We start from the raw sequence: 22,553 nt of genomic DNA on the forward strand, positions 1-22,553 counted from the left end.
AGAATGGATTCATGGATGTACAATTAGCAGAACGCGTAAAAGCATTAACCCCTTCAACAACCTTGGCGATTACAGCAAAAGCGAAGGAATTGAAAGCACAGGGTAAAGACGTGATTGGCCTTGGAGCCGGGGAGCCGGACTTTAATACACCGGATCATATTATTGAAGCAGCCTATGAATCGTTAAAAGGCGGCCAGACGAAATACACACCGGCTGGCGGTTTAGCGGAATTGAAAAATGCGATTATTGAGAAATTCCAGCAGGATCAGGGCATTACATATAAAGCAAACGAAATTATTGTCACAACAGGCGCGAAGCACGCCCTTTACAATTTATTTCAGGTGATTTTAAACGAAGGCGATGAAGTGATCATCCCGACACCTTACTGGGTAAGTTATCCGGAGCAGGTAAAGCTTGCGGACGGTGTTCCGGTTTATATTGACGGAAAAGAATCCAACGATTTTAAAATTACACCGGATCAGCTTGAAGCTGCTATTACAGAAAAAACAAAAGCTGTGATTATCAACTCTCCATCTAACCCAACAGGCATGCTTTATACTGCGGATGAGCTGAATGCGTTAGGAGAAGTGGCCCTCCGCCATAATATTTGGATCGTATCGGATGAAATTTACGAGAAGCTTGTGTACGGCGACAACAAGCATGTATCGATCGCCCAATTGTCTCCTGAATTAAAAGAGCAGACGATTGTGATTAACGGAGTATCGAAATCTCACTCCATGACAGGCTGGCGCATCGGATATGCAGCCGGTAATGCGCAAGTGATCAAGGCGATGACAGACCTTGCGAGCCATTCAACATCTAATCCGACGTCAACAGCTCAATACGGTGCAATTGCAGCTTATAAAGGCACGCAGGAGCCTGTAGAAGTGATGAAAAAAGCGTTTGAAGAACGCTTAAATATTATTCATGCGAAATTAAATGAAATTCCAGGGGTTACGTGCTTAAAGCCGCAAGGTGCTTTTTATTTGTACCCGAATGTAACAGAAGCAGCGTCCCTGACTGGCCATGCGAATGTGGATGACTTTGTGACAGCGCTGCTTGAAGAAGCAAATGTAGCGGTAGTGCCGGGAAGCGGCTTTGGCACACCGGATAATATCCGTCTTTCCTACGCGACATCACTTGAATTGCTTGAAAAAGCAGTTGAGCGCATTGCGGATTATGTAAAATCAAACCAAAAAGGGTAATATCGATTAGAAAAGCGGTCCATTCGGGCGGCTTTTCTTTTTTTCCGTGTCCTAGTATAATATGAAGCATTGCAAAGGGTCGAGGTGGAATGAACATGAAAGAAAAAGAAATGATGATTCGCTGGATGGAACAGGGTGCAACAAGCATTCCGAACGTTCTGTTGGAAAACTACAAGCGGCTGTCCTTAAATGAACAGGAAATGATGGTGCTGCTGCATATTTACGCATATGCGCAAAAAGGCATTACTTTCCCGAGCTTTGAAGAGCTGTCGAACCGTATGTCGATGTCGTCTTCTGACTGTGCAGGCTGCGTGAAAAAGCTGATCCAAAAGCAGGTCGTCGCGATCGAACAGGGCAGCCAGACCGGCTATGAGTTTTATTCGCTGGAACCTCTTTGGCACAAGCTGGCTTCCATTTTTGAATCAGATGCGAGAGGCCAGTCGGTGCAGCAGGCTATGGTTGAAGAAAAAGACCTGTACAGTTTATTTGAAGAAGAGTTCGGCCGGCCGCTTTCCTCCATTGAATGTGAAACATTGGCACTCTGGATTGACCAGGATGGCCATGAGCCGTCTTTGATCAAAGCTGCGCTCAGAGAAGCAGTTCTGTCTATGAAATTGAGCTTCCGCTATATTGACCGCATTTTATTTGAATGGAAAAAGCAAGGGATTAAAACGGTGGAGCAGGCGCGAGAGCAGGGGAAAAAGTTTCGTAAACCAACTGGAACCGAACAAATTTCCCGTTCTGAGCATGCCGTCCCGTTTTACAACTGGCTGGAGCAGTAAGGAGAACAGATCAATATGCTGAACAAAATCCAAATTCGCCGCTGCCTGGATACATTTGCTGAGATGTTTCCGGACGCACACTGCGAATTAAATCATCAAAACCCGTTTGAGCTGGTCGTAGCAGTCGCACTGTCAGCGCAATGTACAGATGCGCTCGTCAACAAAGTAACCAAAGGGCTATTTGAGAAATACAAAACGCCGGAAGATTATTTAGCGGTTCCGCTTGAAGAGCTGGAGCAGGATATCCGCTCCATTGGATTGTACCGGAACAAAGCGAAAAACATTCAAAAGATGTCACGGATGCTGCTGGAGGATTTTGGCGGTATTGTCCCTGACACACAGGATCGGCTTGTTAAGCTGCCGGGTGTCGGACGAAAAACCGCCAATGTCGTGGCTTCCGTGGCATTTGGTGTGCCCGCTATCGCGGTTGATACACATGTAGAGAGGGTGTCTAAGCGGCTCGGTTTCTGCCGCTGGAAGGACAATGTAACCGAAGTGGAAAACACGCTTATGCGCAAAATTCCAAAGGAAGAATGGTCGGATACACATCATCGAATGATTTTCTTTGGCCGCTATCACTGTAAAGCGCAGGCACCACGCTGTCCGGAATGTCCGCTGCTTGATATATGCCGGGAAGGAAAAAAACGTATGAAGCTTGGAGGTACGCGTGTATGACAGTAAGGATCCCTGAAGAGCTTCGGTATTTTTCAACTGAAAGGGAAGCAGAACTGCCCGAATCTGTTTGTGTATATCCGTATTTTAAATATGAATTGGGCGGAGAAAAACCGTGGGAGAGTGAAAAAAGTGGTCTCCCGCTGCTTGAGTCGGCCTGGGCAAAGATGGAACAGGCACTTGATGAAAAACAGCGTATACGCAGTAAAGATGTAAAAGAAGAAGTGGATGCGCTGCTGGCCATGTTTTTTATGGCGCTGTTTTGGGTAAACGGGCAGCCGGCAGCCCCAGTGCTTTGGAAGGAAAAACAAGCGGATTTTGCGGTAAAGCCGATTAATTTCTTGGAGCGGTTCACTTATATTGATAACCGTCCTTACACATACATGGCTTATCGCCAGCTGATCGAGCTGATGACGGAGCTGAAAAAAGCCGCCGCTGTTTACGCAATAAAAAATCCCCGGTGAGTTTAAACTCACCGGGGATTTTTTTATGGTGTTTCGGTTTGAACCTCAGGTGCTGGTTCCGCTGAACCATTGCCTTGCGTTGTGCCGGTTCCGCCGGTTCCACCGGTATTACCACTTGTATTCCCATTGCTGTTCCCATTGCCGTTTCCATTTCCATTTCCATTGTTACCTGTAGCAGGCGTGCTTGGCTGTGGAGTAGAAGGCTCAGGATCTGCCGGAGCCGGATCTGCTGGCTCAGGATCTGCCGGAGCTGGATCTGCTGGCTCAGGATCTGCCGGAGCTGGATCTGCCGGAGCTGGATCTGCTGGCCCAGGATCTGTTGGTTCCGGATCTGCTGGCTCAGGATCTGTTGGTTCCGGTTCTGTTGGTTCCGGTTCTGTTGTTTCACCACCAGGAACGGTTACAGATGTAGAAGCCGAATCAACACTTTGGCCGTCTACGATGGCTGTGACCGTGATGGAGTATGTTTGTCCAGGCTGTCCGCCGCCAAAGACGGTCGAGAAGCCGCCAATCGACTGTGTTTCCAATCCATTTGATACGCTGAAGGATGGACTGCCTTCACCGCTGTAGGACCATGAAACAGACATATTTCCACTCTCGTCTGCGGTCGCCGATAAGCCGGTTACTTCACCGCTGGATGGCTCTTCTTCAGTTTGTTCTTCATCTTCTGTCTGCTCATCTTCCTCCGGTTCTTCTTCCTTTTTCGGAGCAGAACGCTTCGGCTGTTCGCCGCGGACAAATAATTCATATGTTACATCGCTGTCTGAAGCGCCGCTTCCCGCCACAACTGCTGGATTCGATCCTTTGACAATTGGCAGTTCAATGACGCTGTCTGGTTTTTCAAAATCAGGTGTATCTACGTCCTCAGATACTTTTGTCATCAATTCTTTAAACAGCTGTTTTGCAATCTGCTGGCTGTCCTTGGACAAGTACTCATTGCGTTTTTCATAACCTGTCCAAACGGACGCTGTATATTTCGTTGTATAGCCGACAAACCATGAATCTGGAGAAGCGCTGGATGGTATATCGTATTTTTCGCGCTCATCCTGCGTGTAGTTCGTTGTTCCGGTTTTGCCGGCCATATGAAGCGAAGGAATATTCGCTGCCGTCCCGGTTCCATAGTCTACAACGCTTTTTAACATATCCGTAATCATATAAGCAGTGTAATCGCTCATGGCTGGTTCAGATTTAATATCATTTTTGACAACTGTGCCGTCTGCAAGTGTAATTTGTTTAACCGTATGCGGCTTGTTGTAAATACCGCCGTTTCCAAATGCAGCATAAGCGCCGGCCATTTGCAGCGGCGAAATACCTTCGTCGCCATCCATTCCGCCAATGGCATAGGATTCAAATTCACTTTTCAAATTGATGCCGAGCTTGCCGGCAAATTCATAAGCATCGTCAAAACCGACTTCCTGGAACGTCCGGACGGCCGGTGTATTTTTTGAACGGGCGAGCGCGTCACGCATAGACATCATACCTGCGTAAGAGCCGCCGGCATTTCCGACGGAACCGCCATTTGTATATTGAAGCGGGCTGTCTTCGACTTGCTCATACGTTGACCAGTTCAAATATTCAATTGCCGGGCCATAATCTAAGATAGGCTTAATCGTTGAACCTGGCTGTGTCCGGTTATCGGTCGCATAGTTGAAGCCGCGCTCTACTTCCTGGTTGCGGCCTCCGCCAATCGCCCGAATCTCGCCGGTTTCAGTATCTGTTAAAACGATACCGGCCTGGAACAGCTCACTCGGATAGTCAATGTACTCATCGCTGTTTAACAGCTCATACATAAAGTCCTGTGCTTCTTTATCAAGCGTTGTTTCAATTGTCAATCCATCTGTGTAGGCGTTATAGCCCATGTCTTCTACTTCTTCAATCACCTGGTCAACAAAAGCGTCATATTCTTTGCTGACGCCGGATTTGTTCACGGGTTCTTCAGCAAGGAAATCAGTAATGTTTTCGGATTGTGCTTCATTCATTTCGGATTCAGTAATTTTGTCATGCTGGTTCATGAGAGAGAGAACGACGTCTTTCCGCTTTTCGGCGTTTTTCGGGTGCTTAAAGGCATTGTAATTATTCGGGCTCTGCGGCATCCCCGCAAGATAAGCCGCTTCCGGCAGGGTAAGTTCATCCAAATCTTTACCGAAGTAGTAATCGGCGGCTGCTTTAACACCCATCACCGCAGGGGAGCCTGACATATAAATTTTGTTGACATACATTTCAAAAATTTCTTCTTTGGAGTATTTTTGCTCCAGTTTATAGGCAAGATAAGCTTCCTGGGCTTTCCGCTTTAACGTTTTATCAGCTGTCAAGAAAGACATCTTAACAACCTGCTGGGTAATCGTACTGGCCCCTTGTGAGCCAAAGCCTTCTGTTACGTTTTTCATTGCTGCACCGGCAAGGCGCATCGGATCGATTCCGTGATGGTCAAAGAATCGGCTGTCTTCCGTTGCGATAAAGGCATCCCGGACCAGGGCAGGAATATCTTCGTATTTCACATATTCACGGCGTTCTGCACCGACATTGGTCAGCAGATCGCCATCATCCGTATTAATTTTTGATGAAACCGGATCTTTTAAAAGCGATTCATCAATTTCCGGTGTATCTTTTACGTAATAAGCAAACAGTCCCGCACCACCGATCAAAACGAGTAAAGCAACTAAAAGCAGGCCGAGAAAAACCCGTTTGAAAATAGAACGTTTTTTGTTCGAAGGTGATTTGGCTGGTTTTGCTTTTCGTTGTGCGCGGGCCGGCTTTTTCTTTTGCTGGTTCCGCTTTTCAGTTCTTGATTTGTATTCGCCAGACATGTGTCTCTTTTCCTCACTTTCAATATTAAAAGTATACATCTTCCACGGCATCCAAAAATGGAATGCGCGGAGAAAAGCCCAGTTTCAGCTCCATACTGCAGCTGGTGAGCTCTGCTTTTGTAATAGACTTGCGGCCGCCGTTATGCATACGTTCCCAGAAAGCATTCAATGCATGAAACGGCAGAAAAAAGAGCTCGTCCGTTTTAGAAAAACGGATAATTACAAAAGCGATACCGCCATGCTCGTCCACTTGTTTCATGTGGGCAATTTGGTGGGCGTGAAAGTTTTTGAGCGGAAACGACGTTTCACTGTTCGTTTCTTTCGCTTCAAAATCAATATACTTTCCTCTATAAACCCCATTGTAATCCGTTGTAGAAGCCTGCCTGAAATAAGCTTCCTTAATAACAGCCGCGCTTCTGGCTGGATAGTCGACCCGTACAATTTGAACGGGAACAGGTTTTTTGTGAATGACCGCCATATTTTGGCTTAAATAATACGCATTCGTTTCATTAATATCGTCTTCAAGCGTCATGCCGCGGTTTGAAAAAACAGGATTCTTGTTCTGCTGCTTTGCCTGGGACGATTGAGCGGGCTGCGTATATTCTTTTCCATTCGGATAGCGGATCGCCATCTCATTCCCTCCTCTTGAATCCAATCAATATCATACCACATGAGCGAACAAATCGCCTGTTTGAAAAGACATATTCCTTTATGCCTTTTTCCGGAGCAGAACATTGAAAAGCGACAGTCATTCGGCTAGTATATTAAGATAAACAGAATCATGATAAAAGCAGGGGATGTGCAATGAAAAAAGAATCCGAAGAGATTGAAGCTCTCCAAGAAGAAATACGAGCTTTAAAAGAAGAGCTGGCCGAATACAAGCAGTTGGTGAAGGATGTGTCTGCTCCGATTATTCCATCCATTATCCCGGAAACCATCTTAGTGCCGCTGACAGGGAAAATGTCGCAGGAACGATTTGAACTGATTATTTCTGCGTTAATGGATGCTTGCTACGAAAATGAAGTGGAAAATGTTATTATTGATTTTACAGCCATTACGAAAAAAGAGATTGAGAAAACCGAGCTGCTTGGACAATTGATCGATCAGCTGGTTAGCTCGTTAAACTTAATGGGGGCTGACACATTTTTAGTTGGATTCAGACCGGAGTTTACACAGGAGGTTATGCGAAGCGGTATGCAGATTCGTCCTGATTTAAATACGTTTTTAACGTTCCGGCAGGCTCTTCAATTTTTAATGAAGAAAAAAGGCATGACTTTTGCGTAAATTGTCGGATTGCCGCTTTCTTTGCCGTGTGTTCACTAGTTTTGTCAAGCAGGAAGGAGATCTTCTTCCGGGAGCGAATTTACTAGTCAACAAAGCAAAGGGGTGACGGGAATGACAAAGCAAGAGTGGATGGAACAGTTGGCACAATTGGAAAAAGATACATTGGAGCTTGAGCAGCGATTGAAAATGAGGGTGGCAGACGAACGAAGCCGCAAAATTGCCGGCTTTCGCATTCACACAGAGCGGGTTCATAACCGTCTGCTTCTAGTGGAAGAAGGAGCACGCTTTTTGTGCGGGGATGTAGTCATGCCGCTCAAGCCGGCAGCCGGCTCAATATGAAATGAGGGTAGAATGTGTCTCTAGGCGATCAAACAGTGAAATTACGGGAATTAATTGAACAAGCGAAAGCTATTTTTGAAGCAGGCCGCCAAACAAAGGAGCCGGCTGATTTTTTCAAAACTGTAAAGCCGTTTGCAGACGAGGTAGATGCTGCAGCGGACGCTTGGGAACAAGCGGCGCTTTCGTATTTAAAAGAGCATCCGCAAAAATACGTGCATGCTGCCCAGATTATCCAGGCAGCGGACAACGCCCGGCGGGTTGGTGCTCATGCCCATTTTTTTGATACAGGAAAGGCAAAGTTTATTCAATCGGCAGATTCAGCCCTGTATGTGCTTGAATCGCTTTCTCATAACTTAGAAAAATAAAGGGCGCATCCAAGCGTTCTTTTTTTTGCTTTTAAAAAGATCGTTTGTTCGATAAGATAGAAGGAAAAGAACCGATTTTTGGGATCGAAAGCAGCAGGAAAAGAGGTGCCAGCAGGGAAATGTGGAAAAAAACACTTGTAGAGATGATTGAAGAGCTGCGGCAGGATGAAAATGTCATCCACTGGCATGAATTGGAGCCAGTAGAAGCAAAAACACGTCCGATGCCGGCTTTTTTGGATGAGCGGCTGAAAAGGGCACTGGAAGCACGCCGAGTGCGCGAGTTATACACCCACCAATATTCAGCTTTAGAGGCTGTGCAAAAAGGAGAAAATATTGTAGCAGTGACCCCGACCGCTTCGGGCAAAACGCTTTGCTATAATCTTCCTGTCCTGCAAAAAATTGCGGAAGATTCAACAAGCAGGGCTCTTTATTTGTTTCCGACGAAAGCACTGGCACAGGATCAAAAAAGTGAACTAAACGAAATCATTGCCGAAATGGGTGCCGATATTAAAAGCTTTACGTATGATGGAGATACGTCACCGACGATCCGCCAAAAAGTCCGGCAGGCGGGGCATGTTGTAATGACCAATCCTGATATGCTTCATTCGGCTATTTTGCCAAACCATACAAAATGGGTCAGTTTGTTCGAGAATTTAAAATATATCGTCATTGATGAACTGCATACGTACCGCGGTGTATTCGGCAGCCATGTTGCGAATGTGATTCGCCGCTTGCTGCGTATTTGTGCTTTTTACGGAAGCAGCCCGCAGTTTATTTGTACGTCTGCCACGATTGCCAATCCGAAAGAACTCGCTGAAGCCTTAACGAACCGGCCGATGCGGCTGATCGACAACAATGGAGCACCGCGGGGGCGGAAGCACTTTGTTTTTTATAATCCGCCGGTTGTGAATGAACCGCTGAATATTCGCCGGAGTGCAACTGTTGAAGTAAACCGCCTGGCGCAGGAATTTTTAAAAAACAACATTCAAACGATTGTGTTCGCGAGAAGCCGGGTCCGGGTTGAAGTGATTTTAAGTCATATTCAGGAACTGGTGAAGCGGGAGATCGGCCCGAAAACGATTCGCGGCTACCGGGGCGGCTACTTGCCGAAGGAGCGGCGTGCGATTGAGCAGGGGCTTCGAAATGGAGAAATTTTAGGCGTGGTCAGTACGAACGCGCTGGAGCTTGGTGTCGATATTGGGCAGCTGCAGGTCTGCGTGATGACCGGCTATCCGGGCAGTATCGCAAGCACCTGGCAGCAGGCCGGCCGTGCCGGGCGGCGTCATGGCGAAGCAGTCATCATTATGGTGGCAGGTTCGGCGCCGATTGACCAGTATGTCGTGCAAAATCCGGATTATTTCTTTGAGCGAAATCCTGAATCAGCCCGCATTAATGCCGAAAATTTAATTATTTTAGTCGATCATTTAAAGTGCGCAGCGTACGAGCTGCCGTTTCGGGAAGACGAACTGTTCGGCCCGGTGGAGGTAGGCGAAATCCTGGAATATTTGCAGGAGGAACGGGTTCTTCATTACAATGGAGGCAAATATCACTGGTCTCATGAATCATTTCCGGCGACCAATATTTCTCTTCGCTCGGCTGCACAGGAAAATGTCGTCATTGTTGATCAGACTGAAACAGCTAATGTAAAGATCATCGGCGAAATGGACCGGCTCAGCGCGATGACGCTTTTGCACGATGAAGCGATTTATTTGCACGAAGGGGTGCAGTTTCAAGTAGAAAAGCTGGATTGGGAGCACAAAAAAGCATACGTCCGCCAGGTGGATGTGGAATATTATACAGATGCTAATTTGGCGGTTCAGCTGAAAGTGCTGGAAATAGACCGGACGCGGGAGCAGCCGCTTTCCTCTGTTCATTACGGTGACGTTACGGTGAATATATTGCCGACCATCTTTAAAAAAATTAAGTTAACGACTTTCGAAAATATTGGCTCCGGGCCTATTACACTGCCGGAAGAAGAAATTCATACGAGTGCAGCCTGGCTGGAGCTTAAAATCGATGAGCCTGAAAAATCACTGGAACATTTGCTCATGGGCATTGCGAACGTTCTGCATCATGTGGTTCCCATCCACACAATGTGCGACCGGAGTGATATTCACGTCGTTTCACAAATTAAAGCGGCCCATACAGGACTGCCGACTATTTTTTTATATGATCATTATCCGGGCGGCATTGGTCTTGCAGAAGATGTGTACAAGCGGTTCGACAGTGTCAAGGAGGCGGCCATTGATTTGATTCGCAGATGCCCGTGTGAAAACGGCTGTCCTTCCTGTGTTGGCATGGGGTTTGAGGGAATGAATGTAAAGCAAAAAAGCATTGATCTGCTCAACCAGTTTTAAGGGGGCTGAAAATGAGTTTAATGAAAAAGCTGCAGCGGCAGAAAAAGCATATTGTACGTGAGGGGGAAAAACCGGCTGCCAAAAGGGTGGAGGAACCGAAAGAGATTCGCCATTGGGAGACGTGGAAGGCAGCGGGAGCGGAGCTGTTTGAGTTTGAAGGGGAGTACTGCATCACGCGTGAAACGCACCATCCGCTCGATACGCCCCACGGCTTGTATACATTTAATGAGGCGCAAAAAACGATTGAACAGTGGTCATCCTTTAGTGGACATCATCCACTGTCGGCTAAAGGATTTCATCCATCTGATTTGTATTTCTTTGATATTGAGACGACCGGGCTCAGCGGTTCAGGAAGTGTTATTTTTTTACTTGGAACAGCGCGCATTCATAACCATCAAGTGACCGTTAAGCAATTTTTCCTCCCTTCTCCAGGCAATGAAACGGCACTGTATGCGAAATTTTTACAGGAAACCGACTATACGACCCTGGTAACATATAATGGAAAATCATTTGACTGGCCGCAGGTAAAGTCACGCCATACATTTGTACGCGAGCGGGTGCCGGCACTGCCGGCTTTTGGGCATTTTGACCTTTATCATGCATCCCGCCGGCTATTTAAGCATACAATGGATTCGGTTAAGCTTGTCAACGTGGAAAAAAAGCACCTCGGACTCGAACGGGTAAATGATGTCCCCGGCCATCTGGCACCGATTATTTATTTTGATTTTATCGATCGGGGAGACCCAGAGGGTGTCCTGCAGGTGATGAAGCACAACGAGCGCGACATTTTAAGCTTAATTACTTTATATACGCATATCAGCCGTCTCGTGCTTGATGAAGAAGGAGGAAGTGATGACCAAACGACCCTTGAGGTAGGGAAGTGGTTTGAAGCGTCGGGAAACCGTGCGGCAGCAAAAGAATCCTTCCAAAACGCTGCGAAAAGCCGCCGGGATGACGTCGCTTTAGATGCGGCATTCCGGCTTGCGATGCAGCTGAAAAAGGAACATTCTTCCGAAGAAGCGGTGCAGCTGTTTACCCGTGTCCGTCAGGCCGGGGCGGACCGCTCTATCGAAGCAGCCATTGAGCTGGCCAAGCTGTATGAGCATAAACGGAAAAATATTCCGTTGGCGTTAAGAGAAACCAAATGGGCCTTGCAGCAAAAGCAGGAAAACCCGGCAGTCGAAGCCGCTCTGTTACACCGTTTGTGCCGGCTTGAAAAAAAATTGTCGAAATAACGCGAAAATGACTGTCATATAGTTGTAACTTTTTTAAAAACACCGTAAAATGATAAATGGTTGTTTTTGAGATAAACTATAAATATGGGGTGAATGACAGGTTGTATCGTGCAATTCTATTTTTATTTTTCGTGTTTGTCGGCTTAACTGCATTCGTATTAACAAACTTAAAAGATAGTTTTTACGCATTGTTATAAGGGAAGAAAAAACCTCTTGGCTGCCTGCTTTCCGATTGACAAACGACCCTGTTTTTGAAACAATTAATGAAAAAATAGGCAGGATTCGATGAAGGTGGTGCAAGGCAATGTTGTCGGATAAACTTAAGTTAACAGGAAAAGATATCCTGGAAAAAGAATTTAAAACATCGATGCGGGGCTATAACCCGGATGAAGTAGATCAATTTTTAGACCTTGTCATAAAAGACTATGAAGTATTTCAGCAGGCAATTGAAGAGTTGCAGCAGGAAAACTTGCGCTTGAAAAAAGAAAACAGCACGATTTCGGCACGGAAGCCGATTCCGGAAGCGCCAATTCGCCAGCAGCAGCCGGCTCCTGGATCAACCAATTTCGATATTTTAAAACGCTTATCGAATTTGGAACGCCACGTTTTTGGCGACCGTCTCCATAATGAATAAATTACCATTGCGAAATCTCGCGGTTTCTTTTATAATAAGAAACGAAATCGAATAACGTTTGGGTAATCGCTGTGAGTTTTGTGCTCGCAGAGGAAAGTCCATGCTCACACAGTGCTGTGATGCCTGTAGTGATCACGCCTGGCGAAACCATAAGCCAGGGCAGCAATTTATTTTGCTGACGGCAGGGAAAACACCTACGTCCTTCTTGGATATGGTGTGAATACCTTGAAAGTGCCACAGTGACGTAGCTTTGCTAGAAATGGCAAAGGTGGAACGAGGTAAACCCCGTGAGTGAGCAACCCAAATTTTGGTAGGGGCACTTTCCGGACGAAAACGAACGAATGGAAAGGTGAAACATATAGGTGTTTCGCAGATAGATGATTGCCACCGGAGTACGAGGCCATACCCTGGCCGTTTGCAGTACAATGGTACAAAACATGGCTTACAGAACGTTATTCAGGGTTTATGAAATCTAACTAACACAGCTCTCCTTTACAGGGGAGCTTTTGTTCTATTTGGCGGGGGAGCTGACTCCTTTTTATGGAGAATTATCCAAAACAAATGAATGAATTAATCGTTAATTACATCCGTGAAGGCGTTATGGTTACGGATAAAACGGGTGCCATTTTATTTGTAAATCCAGCGTTTCAAGTAGTGACTGGCTACAAAGCAGAAGAAGTGATTGGAAAACAGCCGAGCTTTTTACAGTCGGGCCTGCACAATCGCCCATTTTATGAACAAATGTGGAAAACCATTGCACAAAAAGGACAATGGAGCGGTGAAATATGGAACCGGCGCCGCAACGGTGAGCTTTATCCGGAGTGGCTGACCATTTCGGCCGTGCATGATGACCAGAGAAAAGCGGAACACTATATTGGTGTTTTTACCGATATTTCCGATCAGCGCTCGGCAGAAGCAGAAGCAAAAAGACTGGCCCATCAAGATGCTTTAACGGGAGTGGCCAACCGTTACGCTTATTATACGCGAATGGTTTCTGTAATAGAAACTTCTCAAACATACAATCAAAAATTAGCTGTATTTTTACTTGATTTAGATCGTTTCAAACAAATTAACGATACGTTCGGTCAAAAAGCGGGAGACGAGCTGCTGATGGATTTAACCAGCCGCCTGAAACGGCTGCTTGGCAATAAAGATATGATTGCCAGGCTCGGGGGAGATGAATTTTCTCTTACACTGACCCACCTCCATCACGAACGCGAAGCTTTTCAAGTGGCGGAAGCGGTTATTTCCTCTTTTTCGACTCCTTTTCATATTGCAGGGCAGGATATTTATATCTCAGCGAGCATGGGCATCAGTTTTTTTCCTGAAGATGGCCGTGACGTGGAAACGTTAATTCGGCATGCGGACAAAGCGATGTATCATTCTAAACAAACAGGACGGAACCGTTTTTCGGTTTACCGAGAAGAGATGAATGAGGAAACGAAAGAAGCCCTGACCATGGAAATGGAGCTGCGCCGTGCCATTGAGCGAAATGAATTGGTGCTTCATTATCAGCCGCAGGTTGATACAGTTTCTAAAAGAGCTGCGGGTGCAGAAGCGCTGCTTCGATGGCATAATAAGCATTACGGTTGTGTGCCGCCTGCTGTTTTTATTCCGCTGGCAGAAAAAACCGGCCTTATTATTCCAATTGGAAAATGGATTATAAGGCAGGTATGCCGTGAATTACATATATTGAGCCGACACGGGTTTACCGATTTACCGATTGCGGTAAATATATCGGCTTTGCAATTTTTACAGGATGGATTTGTGGAAACCGTCCAAGCTATTTTATATGAAGAAAATATTCTGCCGGAGCGCCTCGAACTGGAGTTAACAGAAAGTACCGTTATGCCAGACGCACCGTCTTCCATCCAAAAGCTGGACCAGTTAAAAGGGCTGGGCTTCCGGTTATCCATTGATGATTTCGGGACAGGGTATTCGTCGCTCAGTTATTTGCGCCGATTTCCTATTGACCAGCTGAAAATCGACCGAAGCTTTATTCAGCTGATGGATGAAGACGAGGATGACGCTTCGATTGTGGAAGCTATTATTACGATGGCGCACCGCCTTCATTTGAAGGTTGTGGCCGAAGGTGTTGAAAACGAGCGTCAATTTCGGATGCTGCAGGAAGAGTCATGTGATATCGTTCAAGGCTATTTTTATTCAAAACCGATTTCTTTATCCGAGCTGATCACTTTTTTACAAAATGATGAGCCGAAATGAATCGATACGAAAAGAGGATATTATGTATACATTAATCGCAACCGCTGCGATGGGACTTGAAGCCATCGTAGCCAAAGAAGTAAAAGATCTTGGATACGAACCGAGAACAGAAAATGGAAAAGTGTATTTCGAAGGAGATGCTGCTGCGATTGCACGCTGCAACATGTGGCTGCGTACAGCTGACCGTGTAAAAGTGGTTGTGGCTGAATTTTACGCCAAAACATTTGATGAGCTTTTTGAAAAAACAAAAGCACTTCGCTGGGAGGACTACCTGCCAAAAGACGCCTCGTTTCCTGTACAGGGGAAGTCCGTTAAATCTACCCTGTTTAGTGTTTCTGACTGCCAGGCGATTGTGAAAAAAGCCATCGTGGAGCGGTTAAAATCCGCTTATCATGTGGAAACGTGGCTGGCTGAAACAGGAGCGCGTTTTCCGCTCGAAGTGGCTCTTTTAAAAGATAAAGTAACCTTGACCATTGACGCAAGCGGTGCCGGACTGCATAAGCGCGGCTACCGGACCGGGCAGGGAGAAGCGCCGCTGAAAGAAACGCTGGCCGCTGCCCTTGTCAAGCTGACGAATTGGTATCCTGACAAGCCGTTTTTAGACCCTTTCAGCGGCTCTGGTACCATCCCAATTGAAGCGGCACTGATCGGCCAGAATATCGCTCCGGGGTTTAACCGCGAATTTATTTCCGAAGGATGGGACTGGATCGGCGGGAGTATTTGGGATGACGTACGAACGGAAGCAGAAGATAAAGCGAATTACGATCAGCCGCTTGATATCGAAGGGCTGGATGTAGATCCGAAAATGGCCCGGATTGCCGAAGCGAACGCATTCGAAGCCGGTTTGGGCGACTTAATCCGGTTCCGGACAGAAGATGCAACGAAATTTCAAACCGATAAGGAATATGGTGTAATCGTTGGTAATCCGCCGTACGGAGAACGCCTCAGCGACCGTCCAGGCGTTGAAAAGCTGTATGCTGATTTAGGACGCGCTTTTAAGCCGCTTGATACGTGGTCCATTTATGTATTAACGTCCCATGAAGGATTTGAAGAAGTATATGGCCGTCCGGCTACGAAAAAACGCAAGCTGTTTAACGGATTTATCCGCTGTGATTATTATCAGTACTGGGGCAAGCGCCCGCCTCGCCGCGAAAGTTAATCATCGAAAAAGCCTTTGACTATTTTTGTCAAGGGCCCAACTGTAGACAAATTATATGGATACCTGTGCACATGAATGGGATGGATCGGCGGCGTCCAGGCAGCTTCGCTTTCCATGGGGCAGGCGCTGAGCCCAATTTCGCCTGGCGGCTCCACCGGTCTTGGCTGCCCGCTCGTCCCATAGGAGTCTGCGCTGCCTTCCCGCCGCCAAGTGGCTTGCGACAAGATTGTTTAGAGCTTATAAGGTCGTATCTTTCTGTTTAAAAAGAGAAAATGCCTATTCAGTCCTTTTTTGTGAATCTTCAATCCCACTTATCGCCTCTTTTTAAAGCGAAAGACTTTATCTACACACTGAGCCTTTGACTATTTTTTGGTCAAAGGCTCTTTCTGCTTTGTAAAAAGCCTGGTGGTGAGAGTGCACGGAATGAAAACGAATAATCAGAAAACAAAAAAATAAAATGTTCGTGTTTTGTATTGATTTTCTCAAATGATATGCTATTATAATGATTATCAACTAAACATATTCACTCATATAATCGCAGGAATCGGCCTGCAAGTTTCTACCGGACACCGTAAATGCTCCGACTATGGGTGAACAAGAGAACGGATCCGTCTGTTCGAAGCCTGAAGGCATTGTTCACTCTTTTTTGAGGAATACGTTGCGCTTCAGGCTTTTTTTATGCCTGAAGACGAATCAAAGGAGGAAACCCACACCATGAAGCGTCTTCATGAAAAAATGGAACAGGACGGACGCGTGCTTTCTGAGCACGTTTTAAAAGTAGATTCGTTTTTGAATCACCAGATTGATCCGCAGTTAATGAAAGAAATCGGAGAAGAATTTGCCCGGCTGTTCGAGGGGGCAGGAATCACCAAAATTCTCACATTGGAATCGAGCGGCATCGCTCCATCTGTAATGACCGGACTTGTGCTAGGGGTGCCGGTTGTGTTTGCACGCAAGCGCCAGTCTTTAACGATGACGGATGATCTCTTGACGGCAGATGTATATTCTTTCACGAAAGAAACGACCAACCGAATTGCGGTTTCTCAATCTTTCTTGAGCGAAGGCGATACAGTGCTTATTATTGACGACTTTTTGGCAAACGGCCAGGCAGCGCTTGGCTTAATGGATATTGTGAAGCAGGCAGGAAGCAAGATTGCCGGAATCGGCATCGTGATTGAAAAGTCGTTCCAGGACGGACGGGCTTTATTGGAAAGGGAAGGCGTACGCGTAGAGTCACTTGCGAGAATCGAATCTCTTCATGATGGAAAAATCCAATTTAAAGCGGAGGTGCACCAATGAAACCGACACGTTTAAAAACCGCTTCGCTCGGTATTCAGCATGTATTGGCGATGTACGCAGGGGCAGTGATTGTGCCGCTGATTGTCGGCGCAGCGGTCGGCATGACGCCGGCTCAGTTAACGTATCTTGTCTCAATTGATATTTTTATGTGCGGAATTGCGACGCTTCTTCAAGTATACCGCGGCAAATGGATCGGCATCGGCCTGCCAGTTGTACTCGGCTGTACCTTTACCGCTGTCAGCCCGATGATTGCCATTGGGACGGCAAATGGCGTTTCCGCTATTTACGGCGCGATTATCGCTTCTGGTATTTTCGTATTGGTCATTGCCCCATTCTTCAGCCGGCTTGTCCGCTTTTTCCCGCCGGTCGTAACGGGTTCCGTTGTAACGATTATTGGTGTTACCCTTATCCCGGTAGCGATGAACAATATGGGAGGCGGACAGGGAAGCCCTGATTTCGGCTCTGCCGAAAACCTTACACTTGCGTTTGCGACACTTGCTGTCATTATTGTGATGTACCGCTTTTTCAAAGGATTTGCCCGCTCGATTTCTGTTTTGCTTGGCCTATTGTTCGGAACCGTCCTTGCTTTTTTCATGGGTAAAGTCGATTTCTCGGCTGTCGCGGATGCCTCATGGTTCCATTTAGTGCAGCCATTTTATTTTGGAACACCGTCCTTTGAATGGACAGGCATTTTAACGATGATTTTAGTGGCAATGGTCAGCCTCGTTGAATCAACAGGCGTGTACTTTGCTATTTCAGATATTTGTGATAAAAAAGTAGAAGAAAAAGATTTAGCCAAAGGATACCGTGCGGAAGGACTGGCGATTGTACTTGGCGGCATTTTTAACGCTTTTCCGTACACGGCTTTTTCACAAAACGTCGGGCTCATGCAGCTTTCAGGCGTGAAATCGCGCAGCGTCATTTTCTATACAGCCGGCTTTTTAATCATCCTTGGACTTGTACCTAAAATCGGCGCCTTCACAACGATTATTCCATCCAGCGTATTAGGCGGCGCGATGGTCGCAATGTTCGGGATGGTTGTGGCGCAGGGCGTTAAAATGCTCGGCCGCGTGGATATGAATGCGCAGGAAAACCTGCTGATTATTGCCTGCTCGGTCGGTCTAGGTCTTGGCGTAACAGTGGTGCCGGACTTGTTTAAAGGCCTGCCAGGCGGCATTCAAATCCTGACAGGCAACGGCATTGTAGCCGGCAGTATGACGGCGATCATCCTTAATATCGTATTTAACGAATTAGGCCGTAAAAAAGCATCGGTTTCTGTAGTGGAAAACAAAGTTTCGTAATAAAAAACTCTCATGTTTTAAAAACGCCACCTTCATTTCTTTCGATTAAAAGAAATGAAGGTGGCGTTTTTTTGTATGCAAAAAACGTTAAACAATGAAAGGAGTTTACCTTTTCGTTTTAGCCGGCTTTCGATTATTTTTTCCCGGCAAAGAAATCCTAAGGATGAAGGCAGCCGGCAATAAAAAATCACCTCGTGCGTTCCAGCTTTTTATAAAATGGTTAAATGAAAATCGTTCAAAACGCTTCACGCAGGGATGTATACAAAGCGGAAGAAGCGGCGATGAAATACATATTGAGCCTGCGCTTATATCAGCAGCGGCCGGCGTTTTGAGCGGCATGGATTTGTGCAAATTAAAACAGAAATCAACAGCTGTTTAAGTCCAAATGAAGCAGCAGCGTTCGATAAAGCAGAATAGTGAATCGATCAATTAGGTACATACACTTGCAGGGCATTGGCAGCGCCTCCCCCTCGAAAAGATAAATAAAGGAGAAATTTTAATATGGAGAAAAAATCATTGAACACTTTAATCACGGAGTACCGGGCGAAACAAAAGGAACATCAGGGCAAAGCAGTCGCTCCGCCAGAACTAAGAGCCGGTGCAAAAGAAATCTTTGAACGGGCGAAAGCGGAAGCCGTTGCGGATTATGAGGAAAAGCTGCCGGCAGTTCTTGCGGAGATTGAAGCCGCAAAAGCGCATTATCTGTATGCTATTGCGTCTTATTCAGCACTAAAAAAAGGTGCTAAACAAAAGATTATCGAAGCCGGCCGTGAAATTGGGCACGATTTTCAAGCGCTGGACCTGCCGAACCTGCGCGATATTGCATGGTTTTGCCGAGATCATGATCAAGCAGACGGTTCAAAGTATACCGTATTTGAAGACGAAATCAGAAAAGCGATTAGCAGGGGGGAGTAAAAAGACCAAGCGAATAAATCACGTGCACGCGGTTAAGGAAGAAGGGATCTAATGTATAACGTGAAAAAACGGATAAAATCACGATTTAAGTAATCGCATTTCGGATGGCCTTTTACTGTTTTGCAGCCGATTATTTCTTATTAAGAGAAAATGCGGCATCAGATGGGGATTGGCTGTGAAGCGATTGACCGGAGACTGCTTGAAAGATAATCCTTATATTTAAATGTTCAAGCAGCCGTCGCCAAAGCCAGCCACACCTTCACAAATTTTTAATAAAATTCAAATTGTGCAAAAATCAAATTTAAAATATATAAACATAATGAACTAACATGCTTATATACAAGAAGCACGCAGCCCCTATGCCGGTTTGAAACGCCATAAATACCTGCAGTTTATATAAAGCATAAAGAGAAAGATAACAGCTTAATAACGAAATATTACTTTTTTACATAAATATTAAAAAACATTAACTCTGTATTAATTATTTCCAGAGGGGGTATTAACTGAGCAATGAAGAAAAAGGAGGAAATGTTTTTGGATCACGTTAAAGCGATTATGATTAAATTTGTGATGATAGCGACTATTTTAGGGATCGTGCTTACTGGATTTTATCAGGGAGAGCTCAGTGATACACTCCTCATTAGTGCCGTTCTTTCAGTTGTCGCGTATATCATCGGCGATTTGCTTATATTCCACAAAGAAGGTGATGACTATGAGCGTAAGGAAGATTACGTTCAAAGAAACATCCTTGCTTCTTTGTCAGATGCGATAATAGCTTTTTTTGTTGTGTCGCTTATGGGCAGGTCACTTTTAATTAACGGCGGCGATGTTTTAACAGCTGCATTTATTTCAGCCATTCTTGTTGCAGCGGGTGAATGGTTCTTCCATAAGTACTTAGACAATCATGTATTTGATGATGAACACGCTCACAATCATATAAGATAATGATTAAGTCAAAAATAGGCGCATGTTGTATCAGGCGCCACGGCTGATTAACAAAAACTAAATAACAGATCTTTTTGAGCGGCCCCGTGCGGGCGGCTCGTTTTTGCTTTCAAAACAAATAAAAACAGAAGGTGGCAATGAGTAGAATATGTAGAATGAAATGAGCCGCTGGTGAAACAATAACAGCATCAGGCGTTAAGCGCTGGAAAGAGCAGTACGGCGGAAAATATTATGTGATATACCAGAATGAAACAAACTGTTTTACGGCGTTTCATGTTTCGCCGGCTTTTTAAAAATTAAAAAAAGGGGGAAAGATAAATGGAAATTTTGTATACGGGTGAAGAAATGGTCATTAAAGGTGACGAAACTTTATTGGCGAAAATTAAAGGGAAGAGTCTGGATGATATCGATGTAAGCGGCATCCGTGTAAATGCTGATGAGCTTGCTAAGTTGTTTGACGCAGCCCGCGCCGAAGGGTCTGTAGAGAGCATAGGCCGTTACGCCCTGCTGAAAGAAAAATACCTGGCAGCCTACAACGCATAAAGAGCGGTCCTGAGCGGATGGCTCTTTTTTATATGGAACCGTAAGAGAAGCCGCTTTTTTGTTTAAACAAACCGTTAAAAAGGAAAGTCTAAAGGAAACAACAGCGTTTATTTAAGATGAAAAAAGCAAGGAGGGAAGGCAGAAAAAATGGAAATGGCCAATGTCTTTTCTTCTCATTTAAAACGAGTCGGATACAACCCTTTTCATCAAATTCTTCGAATCGAGTTTCAGGACCAAAGCATTTATGACTATGAAGGGGTGCCTGAACATATTTACACAAGTTTAATGAGGGCAGATTCACACGGAAAATATCATGCCGCGTTTATTAAAGAACGCTATAAGTATAGAAGAGTTTGGTGACGGGGGAAGTATTTTGTGTTTTTAAGCGGTTGAACCGGGTAAAGATACCGTGATACAAATACTGTCTCAAAAGGAGGATTCCTTATGGCCGAGAACCATGGGCGCAATGAATATTTTGAAGACCGGGCTGGTACAGACGAGGCGAGATTTCATGTGGTTCCTCACGGTGAGGGTGAATGGGCTGTAAAAACAGAAGGGAAAGACGGACCCAATGACACGTTCGGTTCAAAATCCGAAGCAGTAGACGAAGCGAAAAAAATGGCAGAAGAAGCTGGAACAATGGCTATTATTCATGATGAAGACGGACAAATTGAAAAGCAGCATAACTACCAAAGCTGACAGCTGTCAGCAAAAAAAGGATGCTCTCTTAGCAGAGGCATCCTTTTTATTATTTTAACATCAGGATTGTGCGGCTGCCGATTAGGTTCCCGCTCTGACCGGCGGCAAGAAAAGTTTTTTCATTTATAACGTCTATTTTTTCCAAAAGTTAAGATATTACATATTATTTTTGGAAAATGATCTAAACAAATAAACAAATAGACCGATAGTACTAATGACTTGTAAAAAAGTGATGAAATATAGCTTTTCTTGTGAAAATAAAAAGAACACGGGGGTGCAAAAGTGGTGCAGACACAACAAGATCAAAATACGATTATTAAAGAAGTGCTTAACTGTGCGGTAGAATCGATTAAAGGAATTGTTCCATTGGAGCTGACAGTGGGCCGGCCGGCACTTTTAAATGGATCTTTTAACCACCATGCGATCGGGGTATTTATTGGCATTACCGGTGATCTGCCAGGCCGTATTATTTTAGACGGACCGGAAAGTGCGTTTGCCTGCCTTGGCGAGAAAATGTTTGGCATGCCGATTGAAGGTGAAATGGTGGAGTCCTTTGCGGGCGAAGTCGTCAACATGATTGCCGGGAATATGGGTGTGGCACTCGCTGCAAAAGGAATTAAGATCGATATTACACCGCCAACAATCATTGTAGGCGATTCGAAAATTTCAGGATTTAAGCAGGCTATTGAACTGCCGCTTTCGTTTAAAGAAGCGGGCGATTACCGGCTTGTACTCAATATTGAAAAAGGTGCTTAAAGAAGCATCTTTGAGACTGTCGACAAAGTCGCCAGTCTTTTTTTTTGTAAAAGTTTTCACCGCCGAAAAATGGGCAGGAGACTTTTCGGGAAACATTGCTTCTTAAAAAGGGCCGACAGGGGAAGGCGGCCGGACTTCCCGTTCCTCGGGCAGTGGGGGAGCCTTCTCGGCTGCGCCTGCGGGGTCTCCCGACTCACTGTACTTCCCGCAGCAGTCTTCGTCCAACCGGCTTCCCCCTTTTTTTGAAAAATCAGCACAGAGGGCATCTCTACATACGCTTTTACCGCTTTGGTGACAGGGCAAGTGTATCCATTAAACTGTGCAGCCTTGCTCATGCGCACAAGCGGCGGGTGTGCGGCGAAGACTCCTATGGGGCAAGCCGGCCGGCTGAGCCCGGCTGGGCCGCACGGCGGCAAAGACGGGCTCAGCGCCCGCCTCATGGAAAGCGAAGCCGCGCGTCCGCCGTCTTATCGGCTCTCACCCCAACCGCCTGCACACTTTACACAGAAAAGAAATGAAAGAAATCCTTCGGCAATAGATTTTATTTGTCTACACTCTGAAAGGTGCTT

Annotated in this window: 25 protein-coding genes, 1 other RNA gene and 1 riboswitch; of the genes, 23 read left to right on the forward strand and 3 right to left on the reverse strand. The window is 45.7% G+C overall.

Translation table 11 applies throughout. The features are described 5' to 3' along the window. The first annotated feature begins 11 nt into the window (after positions 1-11). The 4 genes from L2D08_RS10070 (at position 12) to L2D08_RS10085 (ending at position 3,123) form a co-directional block, all read left to right on the forward strand. Positions 12-1,205, forward strand: a complete 1,194-nt coding sequence (locus tag L2D08_RS10070) for a pyridoxal phosphate-dependent aminotransferase (protein ID WP_242233638.1) — start codon at positions 12-14, stop codon at positions 1,203-1,205. Positions 1,206-1,300: 95 nt separating this feature from the next. Then, positions 1,301-1,987 (forward strand): DnaD domain-containing protein, encoded by a 687-nt coding sequence (locus L2D08_RS10075; protein ID WP_242233639.1) that lies wholly within the window; start codon positions 1,301-1,303, stop codon positions 1,985-1,987. Between the two features lie 15 nt (positions 1,988-2,002). Beyond that, positions 2,003-2,662 (forward strand): endonuclease III, encoded by a 660-nt coding sequence (nth, locus tag L2D08_RS10080; protein WP_242233640.1) that lies wholly within the window; start codon positions 2,003-2,005, stop codon positions 2,660-2,662. Further along, on the forward strand, positions 2,659-3,123 hold the full coding sequence (locus tag L2D08_RS10085; protein ID WP_242233641.1) for a YpoC family protein: 465 nt from the start codon (positions 2,659-2,661) through the stop codon (positions 3,121-3,123). Before nth ends, L2D08_RS10085 begins: the two co-directional genes overlap by 4 nt. A gap of 23 nt (positions 3,124-3,146) precedes the next feature. On the opposite strand, the gene L2D08_RS10090 is transcribed toward L2D08_RS10085, so the two are convergent. Next, the gene (locus tag L2D08_RS10090) at positions 3,147-5,930 is read right to left on the reverse strand and encodes a transglycosylase domain-containing protein (protein ID WP_242233642.1); all 2,784 of its coding nucleotides are present in this window, start codon (positions 5,928-5,930) and stop codon (positions 3,147-3,149) included. Between the two features lie 25 nt (positions 5,931-5,955). Continuing rightward, positions 5,956-6,561 (reverse strand): Holliday junction resolvase RecU, encoded by a 606-nt coding sequence (recU, locus tag L2D08_RS10095; protein WP_242233643.1) that lies wholly within the window; start codon positions 6,559-6,561, stop codon positions 5,956-5,958. 173 nt (positions 6,562-6,734) lie between these two features. On the opposite strand from recU, the gene L2D08_RS10100 reads away from it, so the two are divergent. From L2D08_RS10100 to L2D08_RS10140, 9 genes are all read left to right on the forward strand, one after another. Beyond that, the gene (locus tag L2D08_RS10100; RefSeq protein WP_242233644.1) at positions 6,735-7,214 is read left to right on the forward strand and encodes an STAS domain-containing protein; all 480 of its coding nucleotides are present in this window, start codon (positions 6,735-6,737) and stop codon (positions 7,212-7,214) included. Between the two features lie 111 nt (positions 7,215-7,325). After that, the gene (locus L2D08_RS10105; protein WP_242233645.1) at positions 7,326-7,553 is read left to right on the forward strand and encodes a hypothetical protein; all 228 of its coding nucleotides are present in this window, start codon (positions 7,326-7,328) and stop codon (positions 7,551-7,553) included. Between the two features lie 14 nt (positions 7,554-7,567). Then, entirely contained in the window at positions 7,568-7,918 is a 351-nt protein-coding gene (locus tag L2D08_RS10110; RefSeq protein ID WP_242233646.1) for a DUF1798 family protein, read from the forward strand. Positions 7,919-8,037: 119 nt separating this feature from the next. Continuing rightward, positions 8,038-10,275, forward strand: a complete 2,238-nt coding sequence (locus L2D08_RS10115) for a DEAD/DEAH box helicase (protein WP_242233647.1) — start codon at positions 8,038-8,040, stop codon at positions 10,273-10,275. Positions 10,276-10,286: 11 nt separating this feature from the next. Continuing rightward, positions 10,287-11,510: a ribonuclease H-like domain-containing protein gene (locus L2D08_RS10120; protein WP_242233648.1), complete on the forward strand. Its 1,224-nt coding sequence runs from the start codon at positions 10,287-10,289 to the stop codon at positions 11,508-11,510. A gap of 304 nt (positions 11,511-11,814) precedes the next feature. Further along, on the forward strand, positions 11,815-12,144 hold the full coding sequence (gene gpsB / locus L2D08_RS10125) for a cell division regulator GpsB (protein WP_242233649.1): 330 nt from the start codon (positions 11,815-11,817) through the stop codon (positions 12,142-12,144). A gap of 54 nt (positions 12,145-12,198) precedes the next feature. Next, positions 12,199-12,594, forward strand: an RNA gene (gene rnpB, locus L2D08_RS10130) — RNase P RNA component class B. A gap of 90 nt (positions 12,595-12,684) precedes the next feature. Next, positions 12,685-14,367 (forward strand): putative bifunctional diguanylate cyclase/phosphodiesterase, encoded by a 1,683-nt coding sequence (locus L2D08_RS10135; protein ID WP_242233650.1) that lies wholly within the window; start codon positions 12,685-12,687, stop codon positions 14,365-14,367. A 22-nt stretch (positions 14,368-14,389) separates the two neighbouring features. Further along, positions 14,390-15,526 (forward strand): THUMP domain-containing class I SAM-dependent RNA methyltransferase, encoded by a 1,137-nt coding sequence (locus L2D08_RS10140; RefSeq protein WP_242233651.1) that lies wholly within the window; start codon positions 14,390-14,392, stop codon positions 15,524-15,526. Here L2D08_RS10140 and L2D08_RS10145 read toward each other — a convergent pair. Beyond that, positions 15,523-15,750, reverse strand: a complete 228-nt coding sequence (locus tag L2D08_RS10145; RefSeq protein ID WP_242233652.1) for a hypothetical protein — start codon at positions 15,748-15,750, stop codon at positions 15,523-15,525. The two genes, L2D08_RS10140 and L2D08_RS10145, sit on opposite strands and share 4 nt — an antisense overlap. Positions 15,751-16,033: 283 nt before the next feature. Beyond that, positions 16,034-16,133, forward strand: a riboswitch (purine riboswitch). A gap of 107 nt (positions 16,134-16,240) precedes the next feature. Between L2D08_RS10145 and L2D08_RS10150 the strand changes: the two genes are divergently transcribed. From L2D08_RS10150 to L2D08_RS10195, 10 genes are all read left to right on the forward strand, one after another. Beyond that, the gene (locus L2D08_RS10150) at positions 16,241-16,825 is read left to right on the forward strand and encodes a xanthine phosphoribosyltransferase (protein ID WP_242233653.1); all 585 of its coding nucleotides are present in this window, start codon (positions 16,241-16,243) and stop codon (positions 16,823-16,825) included. Further along, a complete protein-coding gene (locus L2D08_RS10155) occupies positions 16,822-18,126 on the forward strand; it encodes a nucleobase:cation symporter-2 family protein (RefSeq protein WP_242233654.1) in 1,305 nt (434 codons plus the stop codon). Before L2D08_RS10150 ends, L2D08_RS10155 begins: the two co-directional genes overlap by 4 nt. Before the next feature lie 94 nt (positions 18,127-18,220). After that, positions 18,221-18,505, forward strand: a complete 285-nt coding sequence (locus L2D08_RS10160; RefSeq protein ID WP_242233655.1) for a hypothetical protein — start codon at positions 18,221-18,223, stop codon at positions 18,503-18,505. Positions 18,506-18,627: 122 nt separating this feature from the next. Next, the gene (locus L2D08_RS10165; RefSeq protein ID WP_242233656.1) at positions 18,628-19,041 is read left to right on the forward strand and encodes a hypothetical protein; all 414 of its coding nucleotides are present in this window, start codon (positions 18,628-18,630) and stop codon (positions 19,039-19,041) included. Positions 19,042-19,575: 534 nt separating this feature from the next. Next, positions 19,576-19,986, forward strand: coding sequence for a DUF2512 family protein (locus tag L2D08_RS10170; RefSeq protein ID WP_375337574.1), 411 nt, complete (start codon positions 19,576-19,578; stop codon positions 19,984-19,986). Positions 19,987-20,304: 318 nt separating this feature from the next. After that, entirely contained in the window at positions 20,305-20,529 is a 225-nt protein-coding gene (locus L2D08_RS10175) for a hypothetical protein (protein WP_242233657.1), read from the forward strand. Positions 20,530-20,676: 147 nt separating this feature from the next. Then, a complete protein-coding gene (locus L2D08_RS10180) occupies positions 20,677-20,889 on the forward strand; it encodes a KTSC domain-containing protein (RefSeq protein WP_242233658.1) in 213 nt (70 codons plus the stop codon). A gap of 84 nt (positions 20,890-20,973) precedes the next feature. Continuing rightward, positions 20,974-21,228: a DUF2188 domain-containing protein gene (locus L2D08_RS10185; protein WP_242233659.1), complete on the forward strand. Its 255-nt coding sequence runs from the start codon at positions 20,974-20,976 to the stop codon at positions 21,226-21,228. 285 nt (positions 21,229-21,513) lie between these two features. Beyond that, entirely contained in the window at positions 21,514-21,984 is a 471-nt protein-coding gene (locus L2D08_RS10190; RefSeq protein WP_242233660.1) for a chemotaxis protein CheX, read from the forward strand. A 95-nt stretch (positions 21,985-22,079) separates the two neighbouring features. Then, positions 22,080-22,502, forward strand: a complete 423-nt coding sequence (locus L2D08_RS10195) for a hypothetical protein (RefSeq protein WP_242233661.1) — start codon at positions 22,080-22,082, stop codon at positions 22,500-22,502. Positions 22,503-22,553 lie beyond the last annotated feature (51 nt).

Origin of the sequence: Domibacillus sp. PGB-M46 (assembly GCF_022668875.1) — a bacterium.
GTDB lineage: Bacteria > Bacillota > Bacilli > Bacillales > Domibacillaceae > Domibacillus.

Coding starts and splice junctions, on each gene's coding strand:
- L2D08_RS10070 (WP_242233638.1), top strand. CDS start 12: ATGGATGTACAATTAGCAGAACGCGTAAAAGCATTAACCCCTTCAACA.
- L2D08_RS10075 (WP_242233639.1), top strand. CDS start 1,301: ATGAAAGAAAAAGAAATGATGATTCGCTGGATGGAACAGGGTGCAACA.
- nth (WP_242233640.1), top strand. CDS start 2,003: ATGCTGAACAAAATCCAAATTCGCCGCTGCCTGGATACATTTGCTGAG.
- L2D08_RS10085 (WP_242233641.1), top strand. CDS start 2,659: ATGACAGTAAGGATCCCTGAAGAGCTTCGGTATTTTTCAACTGAAAGG.
- L2D08_RS10090 (WP_242233642.1), bottom strand. CDS start 5,930: ATGTCTGGCGAATACAAATCAAGAACTGAAAAGCGGAACCAGCAAAAG.
- recU (WP_242233643.1), bottom strand. CDS start 6,561: ATGGCGATCCGCTATCCGAATGGAAAAGAATATACGCAGCCCGCTCAA.
- L2D08_RS10100 (WP_242233644.1), top strand. CDS start 6,735: ATGAAAAAAGAATCCGAAGAGATTGAAGCTCTCCAAGAAGAAATACGA.
- L2D08_RS10105 (WP_242233645.1), top strand. CDS start 7,326: ATGACAAAGCAAGAGTGGATGGAACAGTTGGCACAATTGGAAAAAGAT.
- L2D08_RS10115 (WP_242233647.1), top strand. CDS start 8,038: ATGTGGAAAAAAACACTTGTAGAGATGATTGAAGAGCTGCGGCAGGAT.
- L2D08_RS10120 (WP_242233648.1), top strand. CDS start 10,287: ATGAGTTTAATGAAAAAGCTGCAGCGGCAGAAAAAGCATATTGTACGT.
- gpsB (WP_242233649.1), top strand. CDS start 11,815: ATGTTGTCGGATAAACTTAAGTTAACAGGAAAAGATATCCTGGAAAAA.
- L2D08_RS10135 (WP_242233650.1), top strand. CDS start 12,685: ATGGAGAATTATCCAAAACAAATGAATGAATTAATCGTTAATTACATC.
- L2D08_RS10140 (WP_242233651.1), top strand. CDS start 14,390: ATGTATACATTAATCGCAACCGCTGCGATGGGACTTGAAGCCATCGTA.
- L2D08_RS10150 (WP_242233653.1), top strand. CDS start 16,241: ATGAAGCGTCTTCATGAAAAAATGGAACAGGACGGACGCGTGCTTTCT.
- L2D08_RS10155 (WP_242233654.1), top strand. CDS start 16,822: ATGAAACCGACACGTTTAAAAACCGCTTCGCTCGGTATTCAGCATGTA.
- L2D08_RS10160 (WP_242233655.1), top strand. CDS start 18,221: ATGAAAGGAGTTTACCTTTTCGTTTTAGCCGGCTTTCGATTATTTTTT.
- L2D08_RS10165 (WP_242233656.1), top strand. CDS start 18,628: ATGGAGAAAAAATCATTGAACACTTTAATCACGGAGTACCGGGCGAAA.
- L2D08_RS10175 (WP_242233657.1), top strand. CDS start 20,305: ATGGAAATTTTGTATACGGGTGAAGAAATGGTCATTAAAGGTGACGAA.
- L2D08_RS10180 (WP_242233658.1), top strand. CDS start 20,677: ATGGAAATGGCCAATGTCTTTTCTTCTCATTTAAAACGAGTCGGATAC.
- L2D08_RS10185 (WP_242233659.1), top strand. CDS start 20,974: ATGGCCGAGAACCATGGGCGCAATGAATATTTTGAAGACCGGGCTGGT.